At 72.8% G+C, this 24,065-nt stretch carries 26 protein-coding genes and 1 pseudogene; 22 read left to right on the plus strand and 5 right to left on the minus strand.

Features of this window, described 5'->3' with window-relative positions:
• Nucleotide 1 precedes the first annotated feature (1 nt).
• From MUK52_RS14530 to MUK52_RS14585, 12 genes are all read left to right on the plus strand, one after another.
• Entirely contained in the window at nucleotides 2-715 is a 714-nt protein-coding gene (locus MUK52_RS14530; RefSeq protein WP_284576850.1) for a hypothetical protein, read from the plus strand.
• On the plus strand, nucleotides 715-1,515 hold the full coding sequence (locus MUK52_RS14535; RefSeq protein WP_284576852.1) for a hypothetical protein: 801 nt from the start codon (nucleotides 715-717) through the stop codon (nucleotides 1,513-1,515). The genes MUK52_RS14530 and MUK52_RS14535 overlap by 1 nt, the downstream gene beginning before the upstream one ends.
• A 23-nt stretch (nucleotides 1,516-1,538) precedes the next feature.
• Nucleotides 1,539-2,135, plus strand: a complete 597-nt coding sequence (locus MUK52_RS14540) for a hypothetical protein (protein ID WP_284576854.1) — start codon at nucleotides 1,539-1,541, stop codon at nucleotides 2,133-2,135.
• Entirely contained in the window at nucleotides 2,135-2,512 is a 378-nt protein-coding gene (locus tag MUK52_RS14545; RefSeq protein WP_284576856.1) for a hypothetical protein, read from the plus strand. The genes MUK52_RS14540 and MUK52_RS14545 overlap by 1 nt, the downstream gene beginning before the upstream one ends.
• A 236-nt stretch (nucleotides 2,513-2,748) precedes the next feature.
• On the plus strand, nucleotides 2,749-3,279 hold the full coding sequence (locus MUK52_RS14550) for a hypothetical protein (RefSeq protein ID WP_284576858.1): 531 nt from the start codon (nucleotides 2,749-2,751) through the stop codon (nucleotides 3,277-3,279).
• A gap of 306 nt (nucleotides 3,280-3,585) precedes the next feature.
• On the plus strand, nucleotides 3,586-8,085 hold the full coding sequence (locus tag MUK52_RS14555) for a hypothetical protein (protein WP_284576860.1): 4,500 nt from the start codon (nucleotides 3,586-3,588) through the stop codon (nucleotides 8,083-8,085).
• A gap of 4 nt (nucleotides 8,086-8,089) precedes the next feature.
• Nucleotides 8,090-9,355 (plus strand): hypothetical protein, encoded by a 1,266-nt coding sequence (locus MUK52_RS14560; protein ID WP_284576862.1) that lies wholly within the window; start codon nucleotides 8,090-8,092, stop codon nucleotides 9,353-9,355.
• 126 nt (nucleotides 9,356-9,481) lie between these two features.
• Nucleotides 9,482-10,510 (plus strand): hypothetical protein, encoded by a 1,029-nt coding sequence (locus tag MUK52_RS14565; protein ID WP_284576865.1) that lies wholly within the window; start codon nucleotides 9,482-9,484, stop codon nucleotides 10,508-10,510.
• 396 nt (nucleotides 10,511-10,906) lie between these two features.
• The gene (locus tag MUK52_RS14570) at nucleotides 10,907-11,230 is read left to right on the plus strand and encodes a hypothetical protein (RefSeq protein ID WP_284576867.1); all 324 of its coding nucleotides are present in this window, start codon (nucleotides 10,907-10,909) and stop codon (nucleotides 11,228-11,230) included.
• Nucleotides 11,230-12,150: an N-acetylmuramoyl-L-alanine amidase gene (locus MUK52_RS14575; protein WP_284576869.1), complete on the plus strand. Its 921-nt coding sequence runs from the start codon at nucleotides 11,230-11,232 to the stop codon at nucleotides 12,148-12,150. The genes MUK52_RS14570 and MUK52_RS14575 overlap by 1 nt, the downstream gene beginning before the upstream one ends.
• Before the next feature lie 15 nt (nucleotides 12,151-12,165).
• Nucleotides 12,166-12,486 carry a hypothetical protein gene (locus MUK52_RS14580; protein WP_284576871.1) on the plus strand — a complete coding sequence of 107 codons (321 nt, stop codon included), beginning with the start codon at nucleotides 12,166-12,168 and terminating at the stop codon, nucleotides 12,484-12,486.
• Nucleotides 12,487-12,575: 89 nt separating this feature from the next.
• A complete protein-coding gene (locus tag MUK52_RS14585) occupies nucleotides 12,576-12,983 on the plus strand; it encodes a hypothetical protein (RefSeq protein WP_284576873.1) in 408 nt (135 codons plus the stop codon).
• A gap of 191 nt (nucleotides 12,984-13,174) precedes the next feature.
• Here MUK52_RS14585 and MUK52_RS14590 read toward each other — a convergent pair whose 3' ends face one another.
• Nucleotides 13,175-14,572, minus strand: a complete 1,398-nt coding sequence (locus tag MUK52_RS14590) for an NsdA family TPR-like regulatory protein (RefSeq protein WP_502963569.1) — start codon at nucleotides 14,570-14,572, stop codon at nucleotides 13,175-13,177.
• Between the two features lie 138 nt (nucleotides 14,573-14,710).
• On the opposite strand from MUK52_RS14590, the gene MUK52_RS14595 reads away from it, so the two are divergent.
• The 6 genes from MUK52_RS14595 to MUK52_RS14620 all read left to right on the plus strand — a co-directional run bounded on the left by MUK52_RS14595 (nucleotide 14,711) and on the right by MUK52_RS14620 (nucleotide 18,066).
• Entirely contained in the window at nucleotides 14,711-15,256 is a 546-nt protein-coding gene (locus MUK52_RS14595) for a hypothetical protein (protein ID WP_284576878.1), read from the plus strand.
• Nucleotides 15,257-15,356: 100 nt separating this feature from the next.
• Nucleotides 15,357-15,767 (plus strand): ATP-binding protein, encoded by a 411-nt coding sequence (locus tag MUK52_RS14600; RefSeq protein WP_284576880.1) that lies wholly within the window; start codon nucleotides 15,357-15,359, stop codon nucleotides 15,765-15,767.
• 79 nt (nucleotides 15,768-15,846) lie between these two features.
• Entirely contained in the window at nucleotides 15,847-16,035 is a 189-nt protein-coding gene (locus MUK52_RS14605; protein ID WP_284576882.1) for a hypothetical protein, read from the plus strand.
• Nucleotides 16,036-16,120: 85 nt separating this feature from the next.
• Entirely contained in the window at nucleotides 16,121-16,618 is a 498-nt protein-coding gene (locus MUK52_RS14610; RefSeq protein WP_284576884.1) for a hypothetical protein, read from the plus strand.
• Nucleotides 16,619-16,694: 76 nt separating this feature from the next.
• Nucleotides 16,695-17,348, plus strand: a complete 654-nt coding sequence (locus tag MUK52_RS14615) for a class I SAM-dependent methyltransferase (RefSeq protein WP_284576886.1) — start codon at nucleotides 16,695-16,697, stop codon at nucleotides 17,346-17,348.
• A gap of 403 nt (nucleotides 17,349-17,751) precedes the next feature.
• Nucleotides 17,752-18,066, plus strand: a complete 315-nt coding sequence (locus MUK52_RS14620; protein WP_284576889.1) for a MazG-like family protein — start codon at nucleotides 17,752-17,754, stop codon at nucleotides 18,064-18,066.
• Nucleotides 18,067-18,141: 75 nt separating this feature from the next.
• On the opposite strand, the gene MUK52_RS14625 is transcribed toward MUK52_RS14620, so the two are convergent.
• Nucleotides 18,142-18,843 (minus strand): class I SAM-dependent methyltransferase, encoded by a 702-nt coding sequence (locus MUK52_RS14625; RefSeq protein WP_502963570.1) that lies wholly within the window; start codon nucleotides 18,841-18,843, stop codon nucleotides 18,142-18,144.
• A 363-nt stretch (nucleotides 18,844-19,206) separates the two neighbouring features.
• On the opposite strand from MUK52_RS14625, the pseudogene MUK52_RS33165 reads away from it, so the two are divergent.
• From MUK52_RS33165 to MUK52_RS14635, 3 genes and pseudogenes are all read left to right on the plus strand, one after another.
• Nucleotides 19,207-19,251 (plus strand): annotated as a pseudogene (locus MUK52_RS33165) (hypothetical protein); the annotation flags it as partial.
• Nucleotides 19,252-19,333: 82 nt separating this feature from the next.
• Nucleotides 19,334-19,681 carry an excalibur calcium-binding domain-containing protein gene (locus tag MUK52_RS14630; RefSeq protein WP_284576894.1) on the plus strand — a complete coding sequence of 116 codons (348 nt, stop codon included), beginning with the start codon at nucleotides 19,334-19,336 and terminating at the stop codon, nucleotides 19,679-19,681.
• A 34-nt stretch (nucleotides 19,682-19,715) separates the two neighbouring features.
• The gene (locus MUK52_RS14635) at nucleotides 19,716-20,489 is read left to right on the plus strand and encodes an aminotransferase class IV family protein (protein ID WP_114053496.1); all 774 of its coding nucleotides are present in this window, start codon (nucleotides 19,716-19,718) and stop codon (nucleotides 20,487-20,489) included.
• Nucleotides 20,490-20,499: 10 nt separating this feature from the next.
• Here the strand turns inward: MUK52_RS14635 and MUK52_RS14640 are convergent, their stop codons facing one another.
• On the minus strand, nucleotides 20,500-20,844 hold the full coding sequence (locus MUK52_RS14640; RefSeq protein ID WP_114053495.1) for a VOC family protein: 345 nt from the start codon (nucleotides 20,842-20,844) through the stop codon (nucleotides 20,500-20,502).
• 63 nt (nucleotides 20,845-20,907) lie between these two features.
• On the opposite strand from MUK52_RS14640, the gene MUK52_RS14645 reads away from it, so the two are divergent.
• Complete coding sequence (locus MUK52_RS14645) at nucleotides 20,908-22,020, plus strand: sulfite oxidase (RefSeq protein WP_284576897.1); 1,113 nt, start codon at nucleotides 20,908-20,910, stop codon at nucleotides 22,018-22,020.
• Here MUK52_RS14645 and MUK52_RS14650 read toward each other — a convergent pair whose 3' ends face one another.
• Nucleotides 22,021-22,545, minus strand: a complete 525-nt coding sequence (locus MUK52_RS14650) for a DUF5956 family protein (RefSeq protein WP_216827049.1) — start codon at nucleotides 22,543-22,545, stop codon at nucleotides 22,021-22,023.
• A 167-nt stretch (nucleotides 22,546-22,712) separates the two neighbouring features.
• On the minus strand, nucleotides 22,713-24,062 hold the full coding sequence (codA, locus tag MUK52_RS14655; RefSeq protein WP_284576902.1) for a cytosine deaminase: 1,350 nt from the start codon (nucleotides 24,060-24,062) through the stop codon (nucleotides 22,713-22,715).
• Nucleotides 24,063-24,065 lie beyond the last annotated feature (3 nt).

The following is a 24,065-nucleotide window of genomic DNA, read 5'->3' on the forward strand; positions in this document are numbered from 1 at the left end:
CGTGGAGGCGCCCGACCTGGTCGTCCCGGTGCGGGAGGGCTACCAGAACCAGCAGCTCAGGTATGCGCTGCGGTCCTGGGCGGCGAACCTCCCGCACCGTCGGGTGTGGCTGGTCGGCGGCTATCCGCAGTGGGTGCGCGGTGCCGGCCATATCCCGACGAGGCAGACGGGCACGAAGTGGCAGAACACGACGGTGGCGGTCCGCGCGGCGTGTGAGCACCCGGAGGTCTCGCCGACGTTCGTGCTGTGCGATGACGACTTCTTCGTGATGCGGCCGGTCGACGGGGGGATGCCGGTGTACCACCGGGGCCCGGCCGACCGGGTAGAGGCGTACTACGCGGCCCGGCAGACCGGGGCATACCTGCGCGGCCTGCGGGAGACGAGGGCGCTGCTGGCGGAGCTCGGGCATCCGGCCCCGGTGTCGTACGAGCTGCACGTGCCGCTGCCGGTCGAGAAGGCCGGCATGGTGAAGGCCCTCGACGCTGGCCGGCATATCGACGTCCTTCACAAGCGGACGCTGTACGGGGTCCTCGCCGAGATCGGTGGCGAGGAGCTCCAGGACGTGAAGGTCATGCACCGCGGGCCGCGTGGCTTCGGGCCCGACAGCGCGTTCCTGTCGACGATGCCGGACTCCTTCGACAACGGCATGGTGGGCCAGTTCATCCGCCGAGCATTCCCGGCCCCGTGCCGGTACGAGACTCCCGGGAGGGCGTGATGGCGCTACAGGTCGGCCCGTGCGAGGCGTGGCCCACCGCGCTGTGCTGTGACGTCCCGGAGGGGATGGAGCAGGCGGAGGTCGACCGGTGGACGGCGGTCGCTTCACAGATCCTGTGGGCCCTGTCGGGGCGCCGCTGGGGGCCGTGTCCGGTCACCGTGCGGCCGTGCCGGAAGACGTGCCTGGACTCGTACCCGCTGGCGGTGACCTGGGGGTCGGCCGGGCCGTGGATCCCGTACATCGGCTCTGACGGGCTGTGGCGGAACGCGTCGGTCTGCGGGTGCCGTTCGGACTGCTCCTGTGGCGAGCTGTGTGAGGTGTATCTGCCGGGGCCCGTGTACGACGTCACCGAAGTGAACGTCGACGGGGAGGTCCTGGCGCCGGAGGCGTACCGGGTCGACGCGCCGGGGCGGCTGGTGCGTACCGACGGGGGGTGCTGGCCGGACTGCCAGGACATGGGCGCGCCTGCCGGCAGCGAGGGGACGTTCACGGTCACGTACCGGTGGGGGCTTCCCCTCGACGAGGCGGCGACCGCGGCCGTCAGCGAGCTCGTGTGTCACTTCCTGAGCGGCTGTTCGCCGGGGGCGTGCGGCTGCAAGGTGAACCGGCGGGTGACGCGGCTGAGCCGGCAGGGCGTCGACATGGAGATGCCGGACCCGACGATGCTGTACTCGGAGGGCCTGACCGGGCTGCCGCTGGTCGACATGTGGCTGATGGCGGTGAACCCGTACCGGCTGGCGTCGCCTTCGCGGGTCTACAGTCCGGACTTCAGGCGGCCCCGGGTGACGACGTGGCCGTGACCCGGCCGGGAGAGGACTGAGCCGTGTCGCTCACACCGCTGGCCATCAACGACGTCGCTGAGGCGGTCCTCGCGTGCGTCTGCACGGCCCTGGACGCCGCTGCTGTCGACGTCGAGGGGCAGCCGGGGTGTCCGGACTGCCGGGCCTGTCTCGTGCCGGGACAACCGGCCTGGGACTCCTGCGAAGACCCGTGCAGCGACGACGAGGCCGGGGGGCAGCTGTCGGTGTCGGTCGTCCGGACGTACCCGACGAGCCTGGAGGAGTTCCCGTCGCCGATGGGCGAGAAGCGTCTCGTCCAGGGCGTGAGGGGCTGCACTCCGCCGTCGGTGATCGCGGTCGAGCTCCTCGTGACGCTGCTCCGGTGCGCCCCGACGATGGACGAGAACGGGTGTCCGCCGTCGTGTGAGGAGCTGTCGCGGGCGGCCCGGGTGCTGCATGTGGACATGGTGACGGTGCAGAACGCGCTCCTGTGCTGCCTGCCGGGGACGTCGACGAGGCCGCGCGGGCGGATCTTCTCGCTGGGGCAGCAGCGGGCGGTGGGCCCGGACGGCGGGTGTGTGGGTGTGGAGCAGCGGGTGACGGTGGCGTTGCCCGGGTGTCGTTGTCCGGAGGAGTCCTGATGCCGGTCGAGGTGAGCATTCCGCCGGGCCAGTTGGCGCGGTTGCTGCGGCTGCGGAACGGGACGGTCGCGCGTCGGCTGGCGGCCCGGACGGAGCGGACGGCGCGGATCGCTGAGCGGGAGGCTCCGGGCCGTATGGGCCGGTTTGTGTCCTGGGAGGTGACGGAGGGCCCGCAGGGGCTCCAGGGGGTCATTACGTGCGATCACCCGGCCACCAGGTTCGTGCTGGACGGGACGCGTCCGCACCTGATCCGGCCGCGCCGCCGGAAGGCGCTGAGGTTCGAGGTCGGCGGCGACGTGGTGTTCGCGAAGCTGGTGCGGCATCCGGGGACGAAGCCGAACAACTTCCTGGGTCGTGCGCTCCGGTTGGGGCGGTAGAGCGAACCCCCCGGGCAAGGAGTGACCCGGGGGGTTCGGTCGCCGACCGGGACCGGCGTACCCGCGTAGGGAACGGTATCCCGTCGGGGGAAGATGCTCATGCCGGGAGCCTTCCGCGTCCTCGTGGCCGGCATACGCGACTTGAGGTAGATCAGCGGTTGGGCGGGTGCCTTACCCTTCCCCGTACGCCGCTGGTTCTGGGCCGGGCGTCCGCACGGGAGATCTTGGAGCCACCCGTGGCCAACAAAACATTCGCTCTCAACGTCGACCCTCACGAGGCGACGATCGGTGACGTCACCCTGCTGTTCCAGCCGGAGGTGATGGGCGACGAGTTCTTGGACGCGTACGAGCAGCTCCAGACGTCGCAGAAGCGTCTCGGTGTCGACGTGTCGGAGCTGTCGAAGGCGTCCCCCGCGGACCTGCGCCGGACGGTCGGGGCGCTGCGGGTGTTCCTGGCGTCGCTGATGCTGCCGGAGTCGGCGGAGGTCATCGCCCGGTGGGACGTCGTCGTCGGTGACGACGAGGTCGTGGACACCTTCCAGTCGCCGGAGGCCGCGGAGGAGAAGGCGGCGGGGGTCGAGGGCGCGCGGGTCGAGAACCGTTCGCTGCGGCTGCCGGACCGGATCCTGGTGCAGCTCCTTGAGTGGGTCGTCGAGCTGTACGGAGGTGGGGCGGGGAAGCGCCCTCCTACGTCGTCTACCGGCTCCTCGCCAGCGTCGCGGCCGGGTGGGACGCCTGGGAGGGCAGTCTCGCGCTCCAGGGGGTAGACGTCCGGCGGTGGCCGCTGCGGACGATGCTGGCCGCCGCTGAGGCCGCGATGGACCAGACGGCGGAGGACGAGAGTGAGCGTCAGCGGAACCGGGCGAAGCTGTACGCGCCGCCGCAGGGGTGGCGTCCTGCTGCGGGTGAGCGGGTGCGTGTACCCGGTGCCGGCATGACGAGGGCGCAGGCGCAGGCGTTGACGGCGCAGCTGGCGGCGGAGGACGCACGGCTGACGGGCAGGCGTAGCGGCTAGTCTGGTCACGCCGCTGGTTCTGGGCCGGGCAATCATCACGCACGCGTGAGGTTGCCCCGTGGCCGACGAAGAGGACTACGGCGTCGGCCGGATCACGATCGTCCTCGACGACACGGAAGCGGTCGCCGACGCGCGGGATCTCGGTCGTCGGATCGAGCAGGCGCTCAACCGCAGTACGCGGACCATCGGCCAGACGATCCGCCGGAACATCGAGCGCGGTCTGCGGGCCGCGGTCGACGTCGTCGTACAGCCGGACCTTGACCGGTTTGACCGGGAGCTCCGTCGCGGGCTGCGGAACCTGGCGCCGGTCTCGGTGCCGGTCGTCGCTGACCTGGACCAGTTCCAGGCGTCGATCCGTCGGCTGCTCCTCGCGACCGAAGAGGCGACGGTCCAGACCCTCCCGGACCTGAGCCGGTTCGACTCTGAGCTGAGGTCCGGGGCGGAGGGGCTGCGGTCCGTCGTCGTGCCGGTGGTGCCGGACCTGGACGGCTTCGACCGGGCGTTGCGTGCCGGCATCGAGACGTCGGCCACGGTGACGGTGCCGGTCGCGCCGGACCTGGACCAGTTCGACGCGCTGCTCCGGTCGGAGCTGGCGACGTCGGCCACGCTCCTCGTGCCGGTCGCGCCGGACCTGGACCAGTTCGACGCGCTGCTCCGGTCGGAGCTGGCGACGTCGGCCACGCTCCTCGTGCCGGTCGCGCCGGACCTGGATCAGTTCGACGCGTTGCTCCGGTCGGAGCTGGCGACGTCGGCCACGCTCCTCGTGCCGGTCGCCCCGGACCTGGACGGCTTCGACGCGGCGCTACGTGCCGGCCTGGCGACGTCGGCCACGGTCACCGTGCCGGTCGCCCCGGACCTCGATGGCTTCGACGCGGCGCTACGTGCCGGCCTGGCGACGTCGGCCACGGTCACCGTGCCGGTCGCCCCGGACCTGGGCCGGTTCGAGCAGCAGCTCAGGGCCGGTCTGAGGTCCCTGCCGGACGCGGCGGTACGGATCACCCCGGACCTCACCCGGTTCCGGCAGCAGCTCACCAGCGGTCTGCGTGGGCTCCCCGACGCCATGGTCCGGGTCGCCCCGGACCTGACCCGGTTCGCCTCGCAGCTCCGGGCCGGGCTGCGGTCCCTGCCGGACGCCGTGGTTCGGGCGACGCCGGACCTGACCCGGTTCGCCTCCCAGCTCCGGGCCGGGCTGCGGTCCCTGGACGATGTCCGGGTGCGGGTCGTCCCGGACCTGTCCCGGTTCGACCGGGGGCTCGTGAGCGGGTTGCGGGACCTGGACGGCATCAACATCCCGGTGCTCCCGGATCTGTCCCGGTTTGATCGGGCGCTCCTGCGTGGGCTGCGGGATCTGGACGGCATCAACATCCCGGTGCTCCCGGACACCTCGGTGTTCGCTGAGCGGCTGCGGGCGGCGCTGGCGGGCGAGGAGTTCGAGGTCACGGTCGTCCCGGACCTCGACGGGTTCGATGCCCGCATCCGGGCCCACAACGCCCCGGACGTCACGGTCAACGTCGACGCCGACACCGACCGGTTCTCTCGCGCGCTGGCTGGTCTGGCGGGCGTCGCCGGGCGGGTGGGCGGGGCCCTGGGCGGGCTGCTCCGGTTCGGGGCGATCGGCATCGCGGCGGCGAGCGCGACGACGTCGATCGTCGGCCTGGGCGCGGCGCTGGCGCCGATGGTCGGGATCGTCGCGGCGGCGCCCGCGGTCATCCTCGGGTTTCAGGCGGCGCTGGGCGGGCTCAAGCTGGCGTTGCAGGGCGTCGGCGATGCGTTCAGCGCCGCGCTGACGGGGACCGCTGAGGAGTTCACCAAGGCGCTGGAGGACCTCTCTCCGGCGGCGCAGGCTGCGGCCCGTGAGGTCCGGGCGTTGCAGCCCGCGTTCGAGGACCTGCGGTCGTCGGTACAGGACGCGTTCTTCTCCCAGCTTGAGGGGGAGATCACGAAGGTCGCGGCGGCCCTGGGGGGGCCGCTGGAATCCGGGCTGTCGCGGATCGCGGCCGGGTGGGGGCGGGCGGCCCTGGGGGTCACGGGCTACCTCCAGGGGGCGCAGGGCGTCAGCAACGTCGAGAGCATCCTGAACGCTGCCGGCCTGGCGGTCGACGGGCTTGCCTTGACGACGAACAAGCTGACGGCGGGCTTCCTCCAGGTCGCCGCGGTCATCTCCGACCGGTTCGGCGCTGAGCTCCAGTCGGGGATCTCCGGTCTCGGCGAGCGGTTCGGGGAGTTCCTCCAGCGGATCGCTGCCGGCGGTGACGCGGTGCGCTGGGTCGACCAGGCGCTTACGGCGTTCGCCCAGTTCGGCGACCTGCTCGGGAACATCGGCGACATTCTGTCGGGGGTCTTCCAGGCGGCGAACGTCTCTGGCGGCGGGTTCCTCGCCAACCTCCAGCAGATCACCCGGTCGTTCGCCGAGTTCGTCAACTCGGCGCAGGGCCAGGAGGCGATCGCCAACGTCTTCCGGACGCTGGCGACGATCGCGGCGCAGCTCGGGCCGATCCTCGGCGCGCTGGTGACGCAGGTCGGTGCGATCGCCCCCGCGCTGGCCCCGGTGTTCACGACCCTGGGCCCGGCGATCGTCTCGCTGATCAACTCGCTGGGTCCGGCGCTGGCGGAGATCGCCCCGGTGCTCGACGTCGTCGCGGGGGCCCTCGCTGAGGGGCTCGCGGCGATCGGTCCGAGCCTGGGGCCGCTGGGTGCGGCGATCGCGTCCGTGGTGGCCGCGCTGACACCGCTGCTGCCGCTGGCCGGTGAGCTCGTCTCGGTGATCGCGCAGGCGCTCGCCCCGGTGCTGCAGGTCCTCGCGGAGGCCCTGGCGCCGATCATCACGGCCCTCGTCGGGGCGCTGCTCCCGATCCTGCCGCCGATCACCGCGGCGTTCGTCCAGCTCGTCAACGCGCTGCTGCCGCTGGCGACCGGGGTCGGTGCGGCGGTCGCGCAGATCATCGCGGAGCTCGCGCCGCTGCTGGCGTCGGTGGCGACGGTCCTCGCGCAGGTCGTCGCCGCACTGACGCCGCTGATCACGGCGCTGGTCAACGCGCTGCTGCCGGTGCTGCCGCCGCTGATCGAGGCGTTCTCTGCGGTCGTCGCGGCGCTCCTGCCGGTGCTGCCTCCGATCGCCGGGCTGGTCGCCGCGCTGGCGCCGCTCGTCGTCCTGGTGGTGCAGCTCCTCGCCCCGGTCCTGGAGATCGCGGCGGCGTTCGTCGGCTGGCTGGCGATCAGCGCCGTCGTCCCGATCATCCAGGGTGTCGTCGGGGTGCTGACGGGGCTGGTGACCGGGCTGACGTCGACGATCACGTTCATCACCGGCCTGCCGGCACGGATCGTGTCGGCGCTGTCGTCGCTGGGCTCGTCGGTCTCGACGTTCTTCTCCGAGCTCTTCACGTCGATCGGGTCGGCGCTGTCGACCGGCTTCACCGCGGTCGTCACGTTCTTCTCCGAGCTGCCGGGGCAGGTGCTCGGGGCGCTGCGGACCGGGTTCAACGCGGTCGTGGCGTTCTTCGTGTCCCTGCCGGGGCTGATCGGCGCGGCCCTCGCGGCGTTGCCGGGGCTCCTCGTCGACGCGTTCGTCAACGCCGTCGCCGCGGTCGGTATCGCCCTGCTCACGGCCCTCGCGGCGATCATCTTCATCTTCTTCCGGCTGCCGACGATGATCGCCGACGCGCTCGTGTCGCTGGGGGCGACGCTGGTCCAGCTGTTCGTGTCGGCCTTCAACTCGGTGTCCGCGGCGACGACGTCGTTCATCTCGGCGACGATCGCGTTCTTCCAGGCGCTCCCGGGTCGGGTGGCGTCGGCGATCTCCTCGTTCGGGTCGCGGGTCCTGGCGGTCCTGACGTCGGCGTTCAACTCGGCGCGGTCGGCGATCACGTCGTTCCTGTCGTCGGCCGTGGCGTTCTTCCAGGCGCTCCCGGGGCGGGTGGCGTCGGCCATCTCGTCGATCCCGGGGAGGCTGTCGAGCCTGTTCCGGTCGGCCGGGTCGTCCGCGCTGGCGGCGGCCCGGTCGTTCGGGTCGTCGGTGGTGTCGTTCTTCTCCGGGCTGCCGGGGCGGATCGGGTCGGCGCTGTCGTCGATCGGGTCTCGGATCGCGGGAGCGTTCTCGAGTGCGCTCGGTCGCGCGAGGAGCGCGGTGTCCTCGCTGATCTCCTCGATCGTGTCGCTGTTCTCGACGCTGCCGGGCCGGTTGGTGAACGCGCTGGGGAACATCGGGGCGCGGATCGTCAGCAAGATCAAGAGCGGTCTGCCGGCAGCGGTCCGGGCGGTGCTGCCGTTCGCGGAGGGCGGTGTCGTGACGTCCCCGGTGGTCGGCCTGGTCGGCGAGGCGGGGCCGGAGGTCATCATCCCGCTGACGAAGCCGCAGCGGGCGGCGGAGCTGGCGGAGAAGTCGGGCCTGCTCGCGCTCCTCGCGAAGCAGGGGGCGACGGCTCCGGCGAAGGCGTCGAGGCCGCAGCAGCCGGTCCAGCGGAACGTGACGAACGTGTGGAACATCCAGACGCGGGTCGACGACCCGATGGCGATCGCTCAGCACCTGTACGGGCGGGTCGCGCGGGCGGCGGGAGTGTGAGCCGATGATCTTCGACTATGCGGACTTCGCCTGTACCGAGATCATCAACTCGGTTCGTGCGGCGACGTATTCGCAGCTCTACTGTCTGCCGATCGAGTGTGACGCGTGCCCGGAGCTGCCGTGTGCGCTGGACCATGGTGACCTCCAGGCGGACCCGTACGAGCCGTACACGGACCCGGCGACGGACGAGGCGCCGTGGTACGACCCGGCGGTGCCGGCATCGGCGGACGTGCTGGGGTTCATGGGCCTGGACGTGACGGGCTTCCACTCGTCGACGATCTCCCGGACGCCGATCCCCCTCGTCGGGGACGGGTCGGCGCTGGGCATCGCGCGGCGGGCGCACCGGGTGATCACGTACACGGTGCTGATGATCGTGCGGGACGAGTGCGCGCTGTCGTACGGGCTGGAGTGGATGGCGGCGGCGCTGACGGGCTGCTGTGAAGACGGGTGCGACGGGGCCGAGCTGGGGGTGTTCGCGTGCTGCCCGGAGTGCGAGGGCTGCGACGCGATGCGGTACCTGTACAACGTCGGCCTGCTGGAGGGGCCCACGGTCGAGTCGCTGGAGTACCTCAGTGACGGGATCCTGGCGCGGATCACGTACAGCCTGATCGCGGGGACGCCGTGGATCTACCGGAACCCGATCGCGGCGTCTGAGACCTGGTACGACCTGACGGCCGGCACGGTGGTGGTGACGGACCCGGATACGGTCTATGACGAGTGCGAGGGCGCCGCTGACTGCCTGGAGGACCCGGACTGTCCGTCGCCTCCGAGCATCGTGCGGGTGCCGGTGCCGGTCGACCCGTGCTATCCGACCGGGTCGGCGACGTTCCTGCGGACGGTGATCTCCATCCCGACGACGGACGTGCCGAACCGGCTCGACATGGTGCCGGTGCTGGAGCTCGACGTCGGGGCGACGGACCTGCGGCGGCTGGTCGTGCGGTTCCGGTCGTCGCTGACGGGCGCGGACTGCGCGGACGCGCTCCTCGACCCGTGTTCGGTGTGCGCTGATCTACAGATCCCGTTCCTGCCGGCAGGGTCGAAGCTCGTGGTCGACGGGCGGACGCAGCGGGCGACGGTGGAGTGCGAGACGGAGCTCGTCGGTACGTCGACGACGTCCCCGCCGCTGTACGGGGCGCAGGGCGACGCGTTCCAGTGGCCGGTCTTCCAGTGCCCGGAGGGCATGTGTATCGAGATCCTGACGACGCAGGCGTCCACCGGGGCCGGGACCATGGCGCGGGTGCTGATGGTGACCCGTTCGGACGCGGGGTGATGTGACGTGTCCGGGAGGCTGGGGTGTCCGCAGCAGTATTCGGCGGTGATCCATTGGCGGGGCGGGTCGAGGCCGTTCACGTCGCCGGGGGTCGACGGGCTGACGGGGGTGTCGTGGAACCGGACGGTGAACGACACGTCGGAGGCGTTCATCACGATCGCCAAGGGGGAGGCGCCGGACTGCTGTGGGCTGCTGGGGGAGATCGAGCCGTACATCCATGAGCTGTCGATCTACCGCGACGAGGAGCTCGTGTGGCAGGGGCCGGTGGTGCGGACGGTCGAGTCGCGGTCGACGTTCCGGGTCGAGGCGCGGGACGTGACGGAGTGGCTGGCGCGGACGATCAACACGCAGGTGCTCCGGTACGTGAACGTGGGCGACCCGGTCATGCCGGCCGGGCCGGTCCAGGGCATCGCGGAGTCGATCATCGACCTGAACATCAGCGACCCGGGGTTCTCGACGCCTCCGGACTGGTGCAACATCCTCCCGTTCATCGTGCGGGACGACTCGCCGGTCCTCACGCGGTTCGAGAAGGACGGCAGCACGGACGCGGCGATCTGGCTGGTGCCGGTGTTGAAGATCCTGGACGAGGAGCTCGTGCCGCGTGGTCTCCAGTACACGACGGTGGGGCGGCGGATCGTCCTGGGGCGCCCGCAGACGGCGGCTGACCGGCCGCTGGCGACGCTGACGCTGGATCACATCGCCGGGGACGTCGAGGTCATCAAGGACGGGCCCAGCGGTTCGGCGATCACGTGGGCGACGAACCAGGTCCGGGAGGACATCGCCGACGCGGCGTTCGGCCTGTCGGGCTTCACGAACACGGCGTACGGGCGGCTGGACAGCTTGGTCCTCTCGCAGGCGGAGGACATGGACGGGTACGACCTGCTGCAGCTCGCGCAGGCGTCGCAGGTCGGCCGGTTCCCGGTGCCCATCGGGATCAGCGTGCCGAACGGGTCGAGGCTGACGTCGGACGCCCCGGTGCTGATGGAGGAGCTCGTGGCCGGCACCCGGCTGAACGTGATCACGACGGGGATGTGCTCGAACGTGACGGTCGCGTACCGGCTGACCGATGTGGATGTGGAGTGGGGGGACGCCGGGGAGCAGGTCGCCGTGTCCCTGGTGCCTCTCGGCAACGACCCGGCACCGCCGACACCGTAGGAGGAGCTGTGACCGCAGTACCCGGACAGCGCGCCGTCCAGCAGCCGTTGCGTGCCGCTATGGCGACGCAGCGGGCGATCGGGCGGGCGCTGTCGACGAACCTGGGGGCGCCGGTCTCGGCCCGGGGCGTCGCGATGCTCGACGGCGCGTACTTCGACGTCGATCTGTCGGGCGCGCGGTCGCGTATGGTGCCTCGCGGTCCGGTCCGGGCCACCCTGCGGGACGCCGTCGACGACTCGCCTCCGGACACTGTCCGGCCCGGTTGTCCGGACAGTGTCCGGACGGTGTCCGTGCAGGTCACGGCTTCGCCCCCCGATCGTCCGGACGTCGGTCCGGACATGTCCGCTCCCTTGTCCGGACAGTGTCCGGACAGCTCTGATGACCATGGAGGTCCTGATGACTGAGCCCACCGAAATCTCCGAGACCGGCCCGGCGGAAGGTCCGGTCACGGCGCCCTCGACGCTGCCGTCCCCTGCGGTCGGCCGGATCGTTCACTACGTCAGCCACGGGTCGCCGGTCCTGGAGGACGGGACGCAGCGGTACCGGGCCGTCTGCCGGGCGGCGGTCATCACGGAGATCCCGGACGGCGACCCGGTGTCGGTGCTGTCCCTCGCCGTGCTGAACCCGACCGGGGTGTTCTTCGATCAGGCGGTGCCGTACTCGAAGAACGCCGACGGGACGTGCGCCGCGGGGACGTGGCACTGGCCGGAGCGGGTCTGATGTCGGCGCCGCTGTCGGCTGACCGGCTGCTCCGGGCGCTCCTCGACGAGGGCCTGGTCGTGCACGAGGTCGGGGCCTGGCGGACGAGGAACCGGAACCACGTCGGCCCGTGGGGCGGCGTGCACGGGGTGATGATCCATCACACCGTGACGCGGGGGACGGCGGAGACCGTCCGCATCTGCCGGGACGGGTACACGGGTCTCCCGGGGCCGCTGTGCCATGGGGTGATCGCGAAGGACGGGTCCGTGCACCTGGTGGGGCACGGGCGGGCGAACCATGCCGGCCTGGGTGATCCGGACGTGCTGCGGGCGGTGATCTCCGAGACGCGGTTCCCGGTCGACGACGAGGCGACCGTGGACGGGAACCGGGCCTTCTACGGGTTCGAGTGCGAGAACCTCGGCGACGGCGTCGACCCGTGGCCCGCGGTTCAGCTGGAGGCGGTCGAGCGGGCGGCGGCGGCGCTGTGCCGGGCGCATGGCTGGGGGGCCGGGTCGGTCCTCGGTCATCTGGAGTGGCAGCCGGGGAAGCCGGACCCGCGCGGGTTCACGATGGACGCGATGAGGGCCCGCGTGGCGGGTCGGCTGCACGTCCCGGCGCCTCCGCCCCTCCCGGTGCCTGTACGGCCGGTGGTGGACCTGTCGCGGCTCCGTGCGGCGGCGCTGTCCGATCCGGGCCGGGCCGACCGGCGGGTGTCGTACCCGGGCACGTTGGTCGTCGAGATCGCGCTCGTCGACGAGGGGCTTCTCGCGTCGCCGTACGCGGACGGGCACTTCGGGTCGGCGACGGTCGAGGCGTACTCACGTTGGCAGGAGCGTCTCGGGTATCGGGGACGTCGTCCCGGGCAGGCGGCGGACGGCGTGCCGGCCGTGGCGTCGCTGTCCGCGCTGGCGAGGCGGCGCGCGTTCGACATCGTGGCCTGACGGGAGGTGAGTGCTGTGCCGGATGCTGAGACGGTTCTGCTGTGGGCGGGGGCGCTGGCCGGGGTGTCGGGGCTGGTCGCGGTGCTGGTCCGGTTCGCGCGGGCGGCGGCCCGGACGTGGGAGCGGGTCGACCAGTTCGTTGACGACTGGTACGGGCAGCCGGAGAGGGCCGGGGTTCCGGCGCGGCCGGGGGTGCTGGAGCGGGTCGCCCGGATCGAGCAGGAGCTATGTCCGGATGAGGGCGGTTCGCTGCGCGCGGCGGTCGACGAGGCGAACCGCCGGTTGGCGCGCCTGTGCCCGGACGAGCCGGACGCCGGGCCTCCGGCGGGGGGCTGAGAGCAGGGTGTCCCGCTCCCACGGCTCCGGGAGCGGGGCACCCTTCGCCCTGCCATGCTGTCTCGACGGTCGAGCGTGAGGAGTGCAGGGTGGCGGGAACCGAGCTGGACGACGTTATGGCGGCGCTGCGGGCGCGGCCGGTCGCGGAGGACTGGGCGGAGATCCTCGCCGCGCAGAAGGCCGCCCAGGCCGCGCCGCCCCCGCCGTCGCTGATCCCGTACCCGGTGTTCCCGTACGGGCTCGGGTCGGGTCTCGGTGGCGTCGCCCGGTTCGAGTGCCAGCGGCCGGGCTGCGGGTGGGCGGTCGAGGTGAACGCGGACGTCGCGCCCATCGAGCCGCTGATCCTGCCGGCAGGGTTCACGGCTGACGACGTGTCGGCTGCGCTCAGCGAGCGGGCGGGCGTCCGGGTCGAGACGCAGCGGGCGGAGCTGGAGCGGGCGTTTCGGGAGCATCTCGGCGAAGTGCACCCGGAAGACGGGCCGGGTGCGGCACACTGAGCGGACCGCGCCCCGCGGCCCCGGACCCGATCGCGCACTCCCCCCCGTTGTGCGGTCGGGTCCGCCGCGTCGAGGGCCCGCTGTCAGACGGCGGTCGTATCGTGGCGTTGTCCACCCGATGCTGCTGCGCTACTCGGACATGAAGGCGCCCGCTCCCCTGGAAAGGAGCGGGCGCCTTCGCCGTGCCCGGGTCAGGCGTGGGCGAGCTGCCAGGACCGGGCCCGCTCGTCGAGCTCGGCGGCGGCGCCGACGCCGCGGCGGTTGAAGATGTGGAGCTGCCGGCGGATGGAGACCACCTGTTTCACCGCGCGGTCGGAGTACACGCCCTCGAAGTGGCCCAGGGCGTGGGACCAGGTGGTGCACGCCTGTTCCAGGTGGCCCTGGGCGGCCTGCTCGCGGCCGAGTGCGCTCATGGAGAGGGCGGTGACGCGGGAGAGGCCGCCGCCGTTGGCGGTGCCGTAGCTGCGCCCGGCGGATGCGTACTGCTTGGCCGCGTTGGGGTGGTCGCGGAGGGCGCGGAAGACCTTCGCGGAGTGCGAGGCGACGGCGGCCCGTGGCGCGCCGGAGAGGGTCAGCCAGTACGGGAGTTCGTCGTTCTCGCCGCGGATGGCGAGGTCCTGGGCCCGGCGGACCTCCGCGACCGCTTCGGGTCCTCGTCCCGCCGTGGCGAGGGCGCGCGCCCGGCAGACTACGAACATGGAGAGCAGGCCGGGACCGGCGCGGCCGGTGGCGAGGGACAGGGCCGCGTCGGCGAGGTCGAGGGTGTGCTCCGGGCGGGCGATGTCCATGCCGTTGTGGGCCATGATCCGCAGGACCCACGCCTCATGGAGGGGGTTCTCGGCCTCGCGGGTCAGACCGAGGGCCTGGAGGTAGTAGCGCTGGGCGAGGCCGTGCTCGCCCGCGTCGTACGCCTTCCATCCGGCGAGGAAGGTGAACGAGGCGGCGGCCGTGAGCGCGTCGGCCCGGAGGGACTCGTTCGCGACGCGCGCCCGCGCGAGGTCGGCGACGTCGGTCCGGAGGTACTGGACGACGGCTGACCGGCCGTGAAGGCCGCCCTGGCGCTCGTCGATGGTGGTGAAGGCGGTGAGCATGGAGCGCACGGCCGCGATGTCGCCCTCGCCAATCATGCGCCCCCGGGCGCCGGTTGCGCGCTGCTGTGCTTCTGCTGCCTGTGCGAGGCCGAGAGGCAAGGCAGCGGCGGCAACGCTGTAGGCGGCACCGGTCAGTATCTTCCTGCGGTTGATGTCGGCCTCCCCGATTCGCCGTACGATGTCCACTGGATCGGGTCCGATGCCCACCCCAAGCCGGGCATCGGGCCCGTCGCCATGTCCGGGGTCCTCCCAGCCGAACGTGCTGGGGGTGAGGTGCCGGCCAAGGCGGCGGGACAGGGCTTCGGCAATGTATGCGCCGGTGGCGGGCGCGGGTGGCCTGCCTGCGATCCAGTGGGAGACGGCGGACTGGTTTGTCCGCAGGGTCTCGCCCGCCTCCGCCGCGATGCGGCGGACGTCGGCGGCGAGCTGGCTGTACGTCAGACCCGCGTCCTGAACGGCGAGTCGGAGTCTTTCGTTGCGCGCACGTGGCTGAGTCACGGAGCGTTCACCCTCCCAAGCAGGGCGTTAATACCGGTAATGCGAATGAGCGTTGACCGGTGCTGTCCATTCCACGGTAACGGCGGGTTGCATGGCGTGGGTCACATCGATCCGCATTGATGCCGCTTGGGGGCATGGATGACCGACGTCAGTAGGGCCGTCGTCACCTCGGTGACGACGAGCAGAGAGCGGGCGCTGGCCGGGGGGCACTGGCTCCTCGCCGCTGCACCCGATCGGAAGCAGGCCCGCGTTGACTGGGCGGAGAAGGGCGCTGCCTGGCTCCGGCCGGGTGCCCTGTTCGCTCCGGTGGTCGTGCCGGCCCGGGTGGTTCATGCGGCGGTCGGGCTGTCGTCGCCGGAGGAGTGCGCCGGTCCCCTCGCGGAGGTCCTGGAGAACGGCCCGCTGTTCTTCGACCCGGCGGGCTTCGGAACTGACGGCGCGTACACGGCGCTGCTCCCGGTGAGCGTCCGGCGCCTGCACATCCCTCCGGGGTTAGTCCTGCCTCCGGCCCGCGCGCTGCTGCGGGTGCCCGCCCCGGAGGTCCGTGAGCGGGTCGAGGGGGGCCCGTGGTGGGTCGTCCCGCTGGACGGGCCGGGCCTGCTGTGCCCCTTCGACCGGGTCGCCGTCCTCGCCCAGCTCGGGCGCGACCGGCTCCGCGCGGAGAGGGGGGAGGGGGGTGAGTGACGCGGCCGGGGTCGGGGAGCAGGGTAGAACTGTGCGCCTTGCAGTCTCAGGCGCGGTCGACGGCGCTGATGCCGCCAGGCCGGTGAGGAACGGAGCCGGCATGACCGTGTACCCGTCAGCTGAGGTCGAGCCCTACTACACGGCGACGCTGCCGAGGGTGCCGGAGTCCGCGCGCCGTGCCCGGTCGCTCGTGACCGCCGCGCTGGGCCGCTGGGGCCTGGAGGAGTTCGAGGATGCCGCGTGTCTCGTGACGACCGAGCTGGTGGCGAACGCTGCCGCTCATGCCCGTTCGGACTCCCTGCTCGTGCGGGTGGAGAGGATCGGGCCGCGCGCGGTGCGGGTGGCGGTCGTCGACCGGTCGAAGGTCCTGCCGTGTCCTCGCGATGCCGGGCCCGACGAGGAGTCGGGGCGCGGTCTGTGGCTGGTGGATGCGCTGAGCGGCGGGCGCTGGGGGGCGGACCCGCTGAAGTGGGGCAAGAGGGTGTGGGCCGTCCTCGGAGGTGCGGCGTGAGCCCCGCGGCGGAACAGGTGTTGTACGTCGTCGTGCTGGTCGCCCTGATGGCGGCCCTGCTGGTAGGGATCTCCGGCCAGTGAGCGGCGCGGTGTGGGATGCCGGCCGGTGCTGGCGATGCGAGGCGGACGACGTCCCGGTCATATGGCTGGGGCCGGTGCAGACGCAGGAGCACGGGGCCGGGCCGTTCGCCGCGTGCGAGCCGTGCATCCGGCGCCTGGAGCAGCTCGTCGAGACGCACCACATGCAGGCCGATCGGTCGGCCTGACTGAGACTCCCGCCCCCGGCGCGCGACTTGATCGGGCGTCCGGGGCGGGCTCCACTGCACCATTCAGCGATCGACGGAGGACAGGATGACCATCGCAGTTCAGCCGACCACCCTCGCCCGTACCCGCGACCCGGAGCAGCTCCTCAACGCCGTGGCGCCGCACATCGAGCACCTCACGGTGAACGTGATGGACGGCGGCACTCTGTGGGAGCGGGAGATCGCCCTGCTGCTCCGCGACAACACGATGGTCCGGAACATGGCCGAGAGGATTCTCGGCCAGGCCGTGGCGTACTCGCTGTGCGCCATGGAGAACCCGGGCGTCCACCTGGGCGTGGGGAAGCTCGTCGACATCGGCGTCCATCAGCTGATCCTCGACACCCCCGTGTACTTCGCGCTCTGCAAGGTCTACAACGGCGGCGCGTACAAGCACCACGCGCCGTTCATCCAGCGCAGGAGCGACGGCCTGTGCCTGCGTACCGCGGACTTCCTCGCGGCGGAGGGCTGGGACGTCGACGCCGAGCTGTGGGCGATCGATGGCGCGAACTGCTCGCCTTGCGACAGCAAGGTTCCCGACAGCCACTGACCGCGTCCTACGCTGGCCCCTGCTCTCCCCCGTGGGAGGGCGGGGGCCTTCCCCTTCGATCACCGAGAGAGGCGCCGTGCCCGCACAACACGACATCGCAGCCGAGACCGAGCTCTGGGACACCTATGCCGGCAGCGCGTTCCAGGACGACATGGAGCCGACGTTCTGCTGGACGCAGTACGCCGGGCACGGGCCGGGGCCGGAGGTCCTGGGCGACCCGGGGTCGGTCCTGGAGCTGGGTTGCGGGACGGGGCGGGCGCTCGCCCTGCTCGCGGGGCGGGGTGTCCGGGCGACCGGGGTCGACCTCTCTCCGGTCATGGTGAAGAAGGTGACGGAGCGGTGGGCCGGCACGGGGGCCGACTTCGTCTGTGGGGAGGTGCTGGAGACCCTCGCGGCCGACGAGGCGACCTATGACGCGGTGTATTCGATCTTCGGGGCGGTGTGGTTCACGGACCCGGCGAAGCTGTTCCCGCTCGTCGCGGAGCGGGTCCGGCCGGGCGGGGTGTTCGCGTTCTCGCACCCTCCGGCGATCCCGGGGGCGTACGGGCCGCAGGGGATGTACAAGGGCGGGTTTGCCGGCAGGGCGATGTTCACCTACCGGTACAGCTACACGCCGCGGCGGTGGACGGGGTTCCTGGAGCAGGCGGGTTTCCGTGACGTCGACGCCCGGGTCCTCGACGCTCCGCAGGAGGGGCACATCGGGACGCTCCTCGTGACGGCCCGCCGATGACCTGCTAAGACTTGTCGCGTACTTCTGGCGTTTCTGGATGTCAGCTGGATGTCAGGGGTCGGGATTAAGGAGTTGGTGGGGAGTGCGTCAGAAGTACGGCAGAAGTCGCCGCGCGCTGAAACACCGCGACGGCACCCCCTCTGACCAGGGCGTTCGGGGCGGAGCGGCGCAGGTCAGCGCCGCGCGGCCCGGCGGCGCTTTCGTAGACGTCCTAATTCGGGACGAAGAGGTCGTGGGTTCAAATCCCGCCACCCCGACTTCGTAAGTGCAGGTCAGGGCCGGTTTCCTTCGGGGAGACCGGCCCTGACTGCGTTGTATCTGGGTGTCATCTGGGTGTGATCTTGAAACGGGGTGTCACCGCTCGGCGGCGCACTGCTGCAACACATGCGAGGAGACGAGCCACATGGACCAGACGTGGGACGGCGTGCGGAGGCTGCGCGGCTGGCTGGACGAGGAGGACCAGGCCGCGGCCGGCGACGTGCGCCTGCTGCGCGTGCTCAAGATCGGTGAGGAGTTCGGGGAGGCAGCGGAGGCCATCACAGGGGCCCTCGGCGCCAACCCGCGCAAGGGCAACAGCCACACCTGGGAGGACGTCGAGAAGGAGCTGTGCGACGTCATCGTGACTGCCCAGGTGGCCCTGCTCACGATCAACCCGGAGGCGGAGAAGGTACTGGACGCGCGAGTGCAGAGGCTCCTGGAGCGGCTGAACCCCAGCTAACCCTCAGCGCGAACGCACCGCTGTCCCGGAGTCCGGGAGACTGGGCCCGGGGCAGCGGCATTCCCCGGCCGGGTCTCACGTGGCGGGGCGTTCGGCCGTGACGAGGAGGGTGGCGGCAGGCCGGGGGCCGTCGCCCGCGGGCAGCTCCTCGACGCGGATGTCGGTGAACCCGGCCTGGTCCAGGACCTTGGTCCACACATGCTCCTGCAGCACCCACCGGTGCATGGTGGTGCTCTCGCCCCCCGGGGTCTTCGCCGGCACCTCGGCGGCCGTGACGTCCGGCTGCGCGGGCTTGCCGGACAGGTACTGGGCGAGGGTGGAGAAGACCAGGTGTCCACCGGGGCGGAGTGCGTCAGCGGCGGCCGGGAGCAGCTCGCGTGGGTCGGTGAAGTCCACCGCCCCGAAGTGGCTGTAAAGCACGTCGTAGGCGGCCGGGTTGGCGCGAAGGTGGGCGACGACGTCCGCGTGGACGAGATGCAGGCGCGGGGCAAGGTCGGCGTACAGGGAGGTGGCCATGCCGTGCTGGGCCGGGGACGCGTCCACCGCGTCGATCCGGTTCGGGGCGTGGTGCACGGCCAGGTGCGCGGCGTGGCGGGCGGCGCCGGCGCCGAGGTCGGCCACGGTCTTGCCGGTGAGGTCGCCGAGGACTTCCGGGCCCGGCCCGTCCTGCTGGTCCCAGGTCCAGCGGAAGGAGTCGGGGACGGCGTGGTCCTGCGCGGCGCGGGCCCGGCCGTAGTGGTGCCATAGGTCTGTGGTCGTGGTCGTCACCCGCGTCATCCTGGCGGCACCGCGCGGGGGCTGCTGCCGGTTCGGGCGAAAGTCACCCGGGCGTGCCTCGGCGGCCCGAGCCGTGGGCCCGGACCGCCGAGGGCGTCACGTGGGGGTCAGTGCGAGTCGTTGCCCGGGTGGCAGGGGCCGCAGTCGGCGGCCGCGTCCGGCATCCGTCCGGTGATCAACTGGCTTTCCTTGCAAGGCGTTTGCACGTTGTGCAAGCGGTCTCGACGGGCGCCGTCCCGCGCCCGTACCGTGATGACCCCCGGTCGTGCAGCAGGGGGAGGGACCAGTGCCCGGTGACCCGCTCTGGAACAGCGCGAAGGTCAGGAACTAGTCGCCCGGCGACAACCGGGCGGACTCGTACGGTTGGGCCGTGAGCACCGCGGACGGACACTCGCCGAACTCGGCGAGCACCTGGGGTGCTCGGCGGCGACGGTCTCGCGGATGGAACGCCGTATCCAGGTCACCGACCTGGAATGCCCGGGGCGTCTTTGTGGACGAGGCCCTGGCCCGCAGCGGGCATGCCGTGGGCGAGCTGCACCTGCCGAACCGGGCCCGCCACGCCCGGATCGCCGCGGCCTCGGACGCCGCGCGGCGGGCCGGGGCGGGGCTGTGGTCCGGCTGCCCCGCCTCCCCGAAGCCATCGCCGCCCGCCTCCCCGGCGCCCGAGACGCCCGAGGCCCCCGAGGTGCCCGCCGCCCCGGCCGGGCTGCCGCCGGGGCCGCCGGCAGGCGTACCGGACGTCGACTGTTCCGACCTGGACGGGCCCGTGTGGGTCGGGGACGCCGATCCGCACCGGCTCGACCGGGACGGGGACGGCATCGGGTGCGACAGCCGGTGAGAAAGGGCAGCAGACGCCCTGGCAGGGTGGGTCCATGGCTGAACTGAATGGGCAGCCCGTTCGGGTGCGGGAGATGCAGGCGCTCGCGCTCGTCAATTACGGGCACTTCACGACCATGCGGGTCGAGGACAGGCGGGTGCGGGGGCTCGGGCTGCACCTGGAGCGGCTTCGGGAGGACTGCCGGGTGCTGTTCGGGGCGGCCCTCGACACCGGGCGCGTAAGGGAGTTGGCGCGGCGGGCCGTGCCCGCCTCCGGGGCGGTCACGGTGCGGGTCACCGTCTTCGATCCGGGGCTCGACCTCGGCCGGCCCGTGGCCGCCGGCGACCCGCACGTCCTCGTGACCTCCCGGCCCGCCGGCGGGTCCGCGCCGCCCCCGCTGCGGGTGCGGTCGGTCGCGTACGCGCGGGACCTGCCCCGGGTGAAGGGCGTCGGCCTGTTCGGCGGGCTGTACCAGCGGCGGCAGGCGCAGGCGGCCGGCTTCGACGACGCGCTGTTCACGGACCGCGGGCAGGCCGTCACCGAGGGCGCCACCTGGAACATCGGCTTCTTCGACGGCAGCCGGGTGGTGTGGCCGGACGGCGAGTGCCTCGACGGGGTGACGATGCGGCTGCTCAAGCAGGTCCACCCGTACGGTTCGGCGACCGTGCGGCTCGGCGGCGTCGCGGGCATGGAGGCCGCGTTCGCCACGAACGCGGCCGTCGGGGTCCGGGCCGTGAGCCTCGTCGACGGGGCGGCGTTGGCCTCTTCCCATCCTGTCGTGGACCGGCTGCGCCGCGCCTACGAGGACATCCCGGGGGAGGTGCTGTAGGGCCCGCGCGTCAGCCCGTCACAAAGCAGAACTCGTTGCCCTCCGGGTCGCGCATCGCCTGGAAGGAACCCTGGTCGTCGGTGACCGTCCCGCCGGCCGGGGCGGCCCCCAGGGCGACGGCGCGGGCCACCGCCGCCGGGAGGTCATCTACCGCCAGGTCCAGGTGCAGCCGGTTCTTCGCCGACCTGCCCTCCGGGACCGGCTGGAAGGCGAGCTGGGCGACCCCGGGCAGTTTCACGTGAAACCATCCGCGGGCCCGCTCTACGGGCTCGACCCCGAAGAGCTGCGCCCAGAAGCGCACGAGCTCCCCCGGCTCCCGGCAGTCCACGACGATCTGGTGCAGGCGTACGCGCATGCCGGCAGCGTACGGCCCCGGCTCCCGCGGGCGCCCGGCCGGGGCGGGGGAGACGATGGGGGCATGGACACGCCGTCGCCCGCCGACGTGAGCGGGCCGCCCCGGATCGCCGGACCGGGCGAGGGGATCGGCGCGGACGAACTGGCCCTGGCCGCCCGCAACCACGGGATGCCGCTGGAGGCGCTGCGCTACGAGGTCACCCCGCCCGGCCTGCACTACGTACTCGTCCACTACGACATCCCCGCCGCGGACGCCGGTGCGTGGCGGCTCACCGTGGACGGCCTGGTCCGCACGCCGCTGCGGCTGGATATGGCGGAGCTGCGCGCCCTCCCCTCCGTCACCCGCCGCGTCACCATGGAGTGCGCGGGCAACGGCCGGGCCCGGCTGGAGCCGCGGCCGGTCAGCCAGCCGTGGCTCGTCGAGGCGGTGGGCACGGCCGACTGGACGGGCGTCCCGCTGCGCACCGTGCTCGACGCCGCCGGTGTCCGCCCGGGCGCCGTCGAGGCCGTCTTCACCGGCGCCGACCACGGCATCGAGCGCGGTGTCGAGCAGGACTACCAGCGCAGCCTGCCGCTCGGCGCCGCCGCCGGCGACGACCCGGGCGTGCTGCTCGCGTACGCCATGAACGGCGGGCCGCTGCCTCCGCAGCACGGGCACCCGCTGCGGCTGGTCGTCCCCGGCTGGTACGGGATGGCGCACGTGAAGTGGCTGCGGGCGGTCACCCTGGTCGCGCGGCCGTTCACCGGCTTCCAGCAGGCGGTCGCCTACCGGTACCGGCGCACGCCGGACGAGCCGGGCGAGCCCGTCACGCGGATCGCCCCGCGCGCCCTGCTCGTACCGCCCGGCTTCCCCGACTTCATGTCGCGCACCCGTCTCGTGCGGCCGGGCCCGGTGCACCTTGAGGGCCGCGCCTGGTCGGGCTTCGGGCCGGTCACCCGGGTCGAGGTCAGCACCGACGGCGGGCTGACCTGGGCGGACGCGGACCTGGCGGCGCCGGGTGGGGAGCGCTTCGCCTGGCAGGGCTGGCACTCCGAGTGGGAGGCGGCTCCGGGGCGGTACGTGCTCGCGGCGCGGGCAGCGGACGCCGCCGGGCACGTCCAGCCGCTGGAGCAGCCGTGGAACCGCGGGGGCTTCGGGAACAACCTCGTGCAGTACGTGCCGGTGCTGTGCGCGTGATCAGGGGCGCTGGGTGTGGTGGTCCGCGGCCAGGTCCGCCAGTCCGGTGCGGACCAGGTCCATGAACGCGGCCGTCGCCGCGGGATCGACCCCGCGTCCGGCGGCCAGCCCGCGCAGGTGGTCCAGGACGGCCGCGACGCTGGTGAAGCCCCCCACGGGCCGCAGCAGCCACAGCCGTCCGGGAGGCCGGGGCGGCAGGCCGAGTGCGGCGACGGCCTCGTCGGTCTCGCGGTCGAGGCCGCGGAGGTCCGGGCCGGCCAGCGGTTCGGCGCGGACGTCGGTGATGCGGCCGTGCCCGTCGAGGACGGTGTCGACGGCCCAGTGGGTGGACCGGTCGGGGATCCAGGTGCGGTCGGCTGGCGGCCACACGTACGGGAGGAACACCCAGGCCGCTTCCTCGGGGGCGGGCTCCCAGCCGAGCGCCTCCAGCTCGCGGACCTCCGGCAGCCGGTCCGGTTCCTGTTCGCTGCGGCCGGAGCGGCGCTGTGCGAGCGGGTGCGGTGTTCCGTCCTCGTCCCACGACATGCGCGAGAGGCTACCGGCGCCGCGGGCCGGCACGGGTCAGCCCCGCCGCTGCGGCCCTTTCAGGGGGTCGGAGGCGGCTCGTCCGGCTCCGCCCGAGGCGAAGAGGGAAGGGTGCGGCTGTCGGCCCGGCGACGCGCAGGCCGATGCGGTGTCACGTCGCCGCGGCCTCACGGCGGTTCACTCTGGCCGCGGCCGAAGTCCACCTCCTCGGGAGGGGCGCCGGGCGGCCAGGACAGCAGCGCCGGCGCCGGAGGGGTCTCGGCGACGACCCGGCCGTGCGCGGCGACGAGGCGGGGGCGGACCTGGCGGCGGAGCGCCTCCTGCGGGGTGGGGGCGGGCAGCAGGACGAAGGAGCCGGGGCCGCCCTCCGCGATGCCGTACTCGGCGTCCGTCAGGCCGAGGACGCGGGCGGCCCGGGTGGTGACCATCGCGAACGCCTCCGGGATCTCGGCGGCGCCGGTCAGCTGGGCGGCGTACAGGCCGACGAGGGCGGTCTGGAGGGGGTTGCCGGTGCCGAGCGCGTTCCAGGGGTCCATCACGTCGTCGTGGCCGAAGGCGACGTTCACCCCGGCGGCCAGCATCTCCTTGACCTGGGTGAGGCCGCGCCGCTTGGGATAGGCGTCGAAGCGGCCCTGGAGGTTGAGGTTGGCGAAGGGGTTGGCGACCAGGTTGATGCCGGAACGGGCCAGGAGCCGCTGGAGTTTGAGGCTGTACGCGCCGCCGTACGAGCCCATGGCGGTGGTGTGCGAGGCGGTCGCCCGGTCGCGGAGCCCGGTGCGCAGGGCGTGCGCGGCGAGCACCTCCACGAACCGCGAGTGCTCGTCGTCGATCTCGTCGCAGTGCGCGTCGACGCGCAGGCCGTGTTCCTCGGCGAGGGCGAAGGCGATGCCGAGGGAGGCGACGCCGTCCTCGCGGGTGTCCTCGTAGTGCGGGATGGCGCCGACGACGTCCGCGCCGCGGGCGACGGCCTCGCGGAGCAGTGCCTCGCCGCCGGGGAAGGAGACGATGCCCTCCTGGGGGAAGGCGGTGATCTGGAGGGTCATGAAGTCGCGGACGCGGTCGCGGAGCTCCAGCAGCGCCTCCAGGGCGGTCAGCGCCGGGTCGGTGACGTCGCAGTGCGTCCGTACGTGCAGGACGCCCTGCGCCGCCTGCCAGCGGAGCACCTCGGTGGCGCGGGCGAGGACGTCGTCCCTGGTCAGGGTGCGTTTGCGGGCGCTCCAGCAGGCGATGCCCTCCCAGAGGGTGCCGGAGGTGTTGGGCCGGGGGTCGCCGGCGGTCAGGGCGGTGTCGAGGTGGATGTGCGGCTCGACGAAGGGGGCGCTGAGCAGCCCGCCGTCCGCATCGATGCGGACGGCGGCGGGCGGCGGGGAGCCGTGGGCGCCGCGTGCCCCGTGTGCCTCGTGGGGCCGGATGCGGGCGATCCGCCCGTCGTCCCCGACGTGGACGTCGTACAGCCCGGGGCGCACCCCGGTGCCGCCTGCCTCCGGCAGCCGGGCGCCGCGCACGGTCATCCGCATGGG

The organism is Streptomyces sp. 2P-4 (genome assembly GCF_030167965.1).
In the GTDB taxonomy this organism is placed as follows: Bacteria; Actinomycetota; Actinomycetes; order Streptomycetales; family Streptomycetaceae; genus Streptomyces; species Streptomyces globosus_A.

Bases quoted from the DNA above. Each gene is read 5' to 3' on its own strand.
- MUK52_RS14570 (WP_284576867.1), top strand. From the start codon at position 10,907: ATGACTGAGCCCACCGAAATCTCCGAGACCGGCCCGGCGGAAGGTCCG.
- MUK52_RS14545 (WP_284576856.1), top strand. From the start codon at position 2,135: ATGCCGGTCGAGGTGAGCATTCCGCCGGGCCAGTTGGCGCGGTTGCTG.
- MUK52_RS14600 (WP_284576880.1), top strand. From the start codon at position 15,357: ATGACCGTGTACCCGTCAGCTGAGGTCGAGCCCTACTACACGGCGACG.
- MUK52_RS14620 (WP_284576889.1), top strand. From the start codon at position 17,752: ATGGACCAGACGTGGGACGGCGTGCGGAGGCTGCGCGGCTGGCTGGAC.
- MUK52_RS14575 (WP_284576869.1), top strand. From the start codon at position 11,230: ATGTCGGCGCCGCTGTCGGCTGACCGGCTGCTCCGGGCGCTCCTCGAC.
- MUK52_RS14610 (WP_284576884.1), top strand. From the start codon at position 16,121: ATGACCATCGCAGTTCAGCCGACCACCCTCGCCCGTACCCGCGACCCG.
- MUK52_RS14635 (WP_114053496.1), top strand. From the start codon at position 19,716: ATGGCTGAACTGAATGGGCAGCCCGTTCGGGTGCGGGAGATGCAGGCG.
- MUK52_RS14535 (WP_284576852.1), top strand. From the start codon at position 715: ATGGCGCTACAGGTCGGCCCGTGCGAGGCGTGGCCCACCGCGCTGTGC.
- MUK52_RS14640 (WP_114053495.1), bottom strand. From the start codon at position 20,844: ATGCGCGTACGCCTGCACCAGATCGTCGTGGACTGCCGGGAGCCGGGG.
- codA (WP_284576902.1), bottom strand. From the start codon at position 24,062: ATGCGGATGACCGTGCGCGGCGCCCGGCTGCCGGAGGCAGGCGGCACC.
- MUK52_RS14650 (WP_216827049.1), bottom strand. From the start codon at position 22,545: ATGTCGTGGGACGAGGACGGAACACCGCACCCGCTCGCACAGCGCCGC.
- MUK52_RS14625 (WP_502963570.1), bottom strand. From the start codon at position 18,843: ATGACGCGGGTGACGACCACGACCACAGACCTATGGCACCACTACGGC.
- MUK52_RS14560 (WP_284576862.1), top strand. From the start codon at position 8,090: ATGATCTTCGACTATGCGGACTTCGCCTGTACCGAGATCATCAACTCG.
- MUK52_RS14595 (WP_284576878.1), top strand. From the start codon at position 14,711: ATGACCGACGTCAGTAGGGCCGTCGTCACCTCGGTGACGACGAGCAGA.
- MUK52_RS14645 (WP_284576897.1), top strand. From the start codon at position 20,908: ATGGACACGCCGTCGCCCGCCGACGTGAGCGGGCCGCCCCGGATCGCC.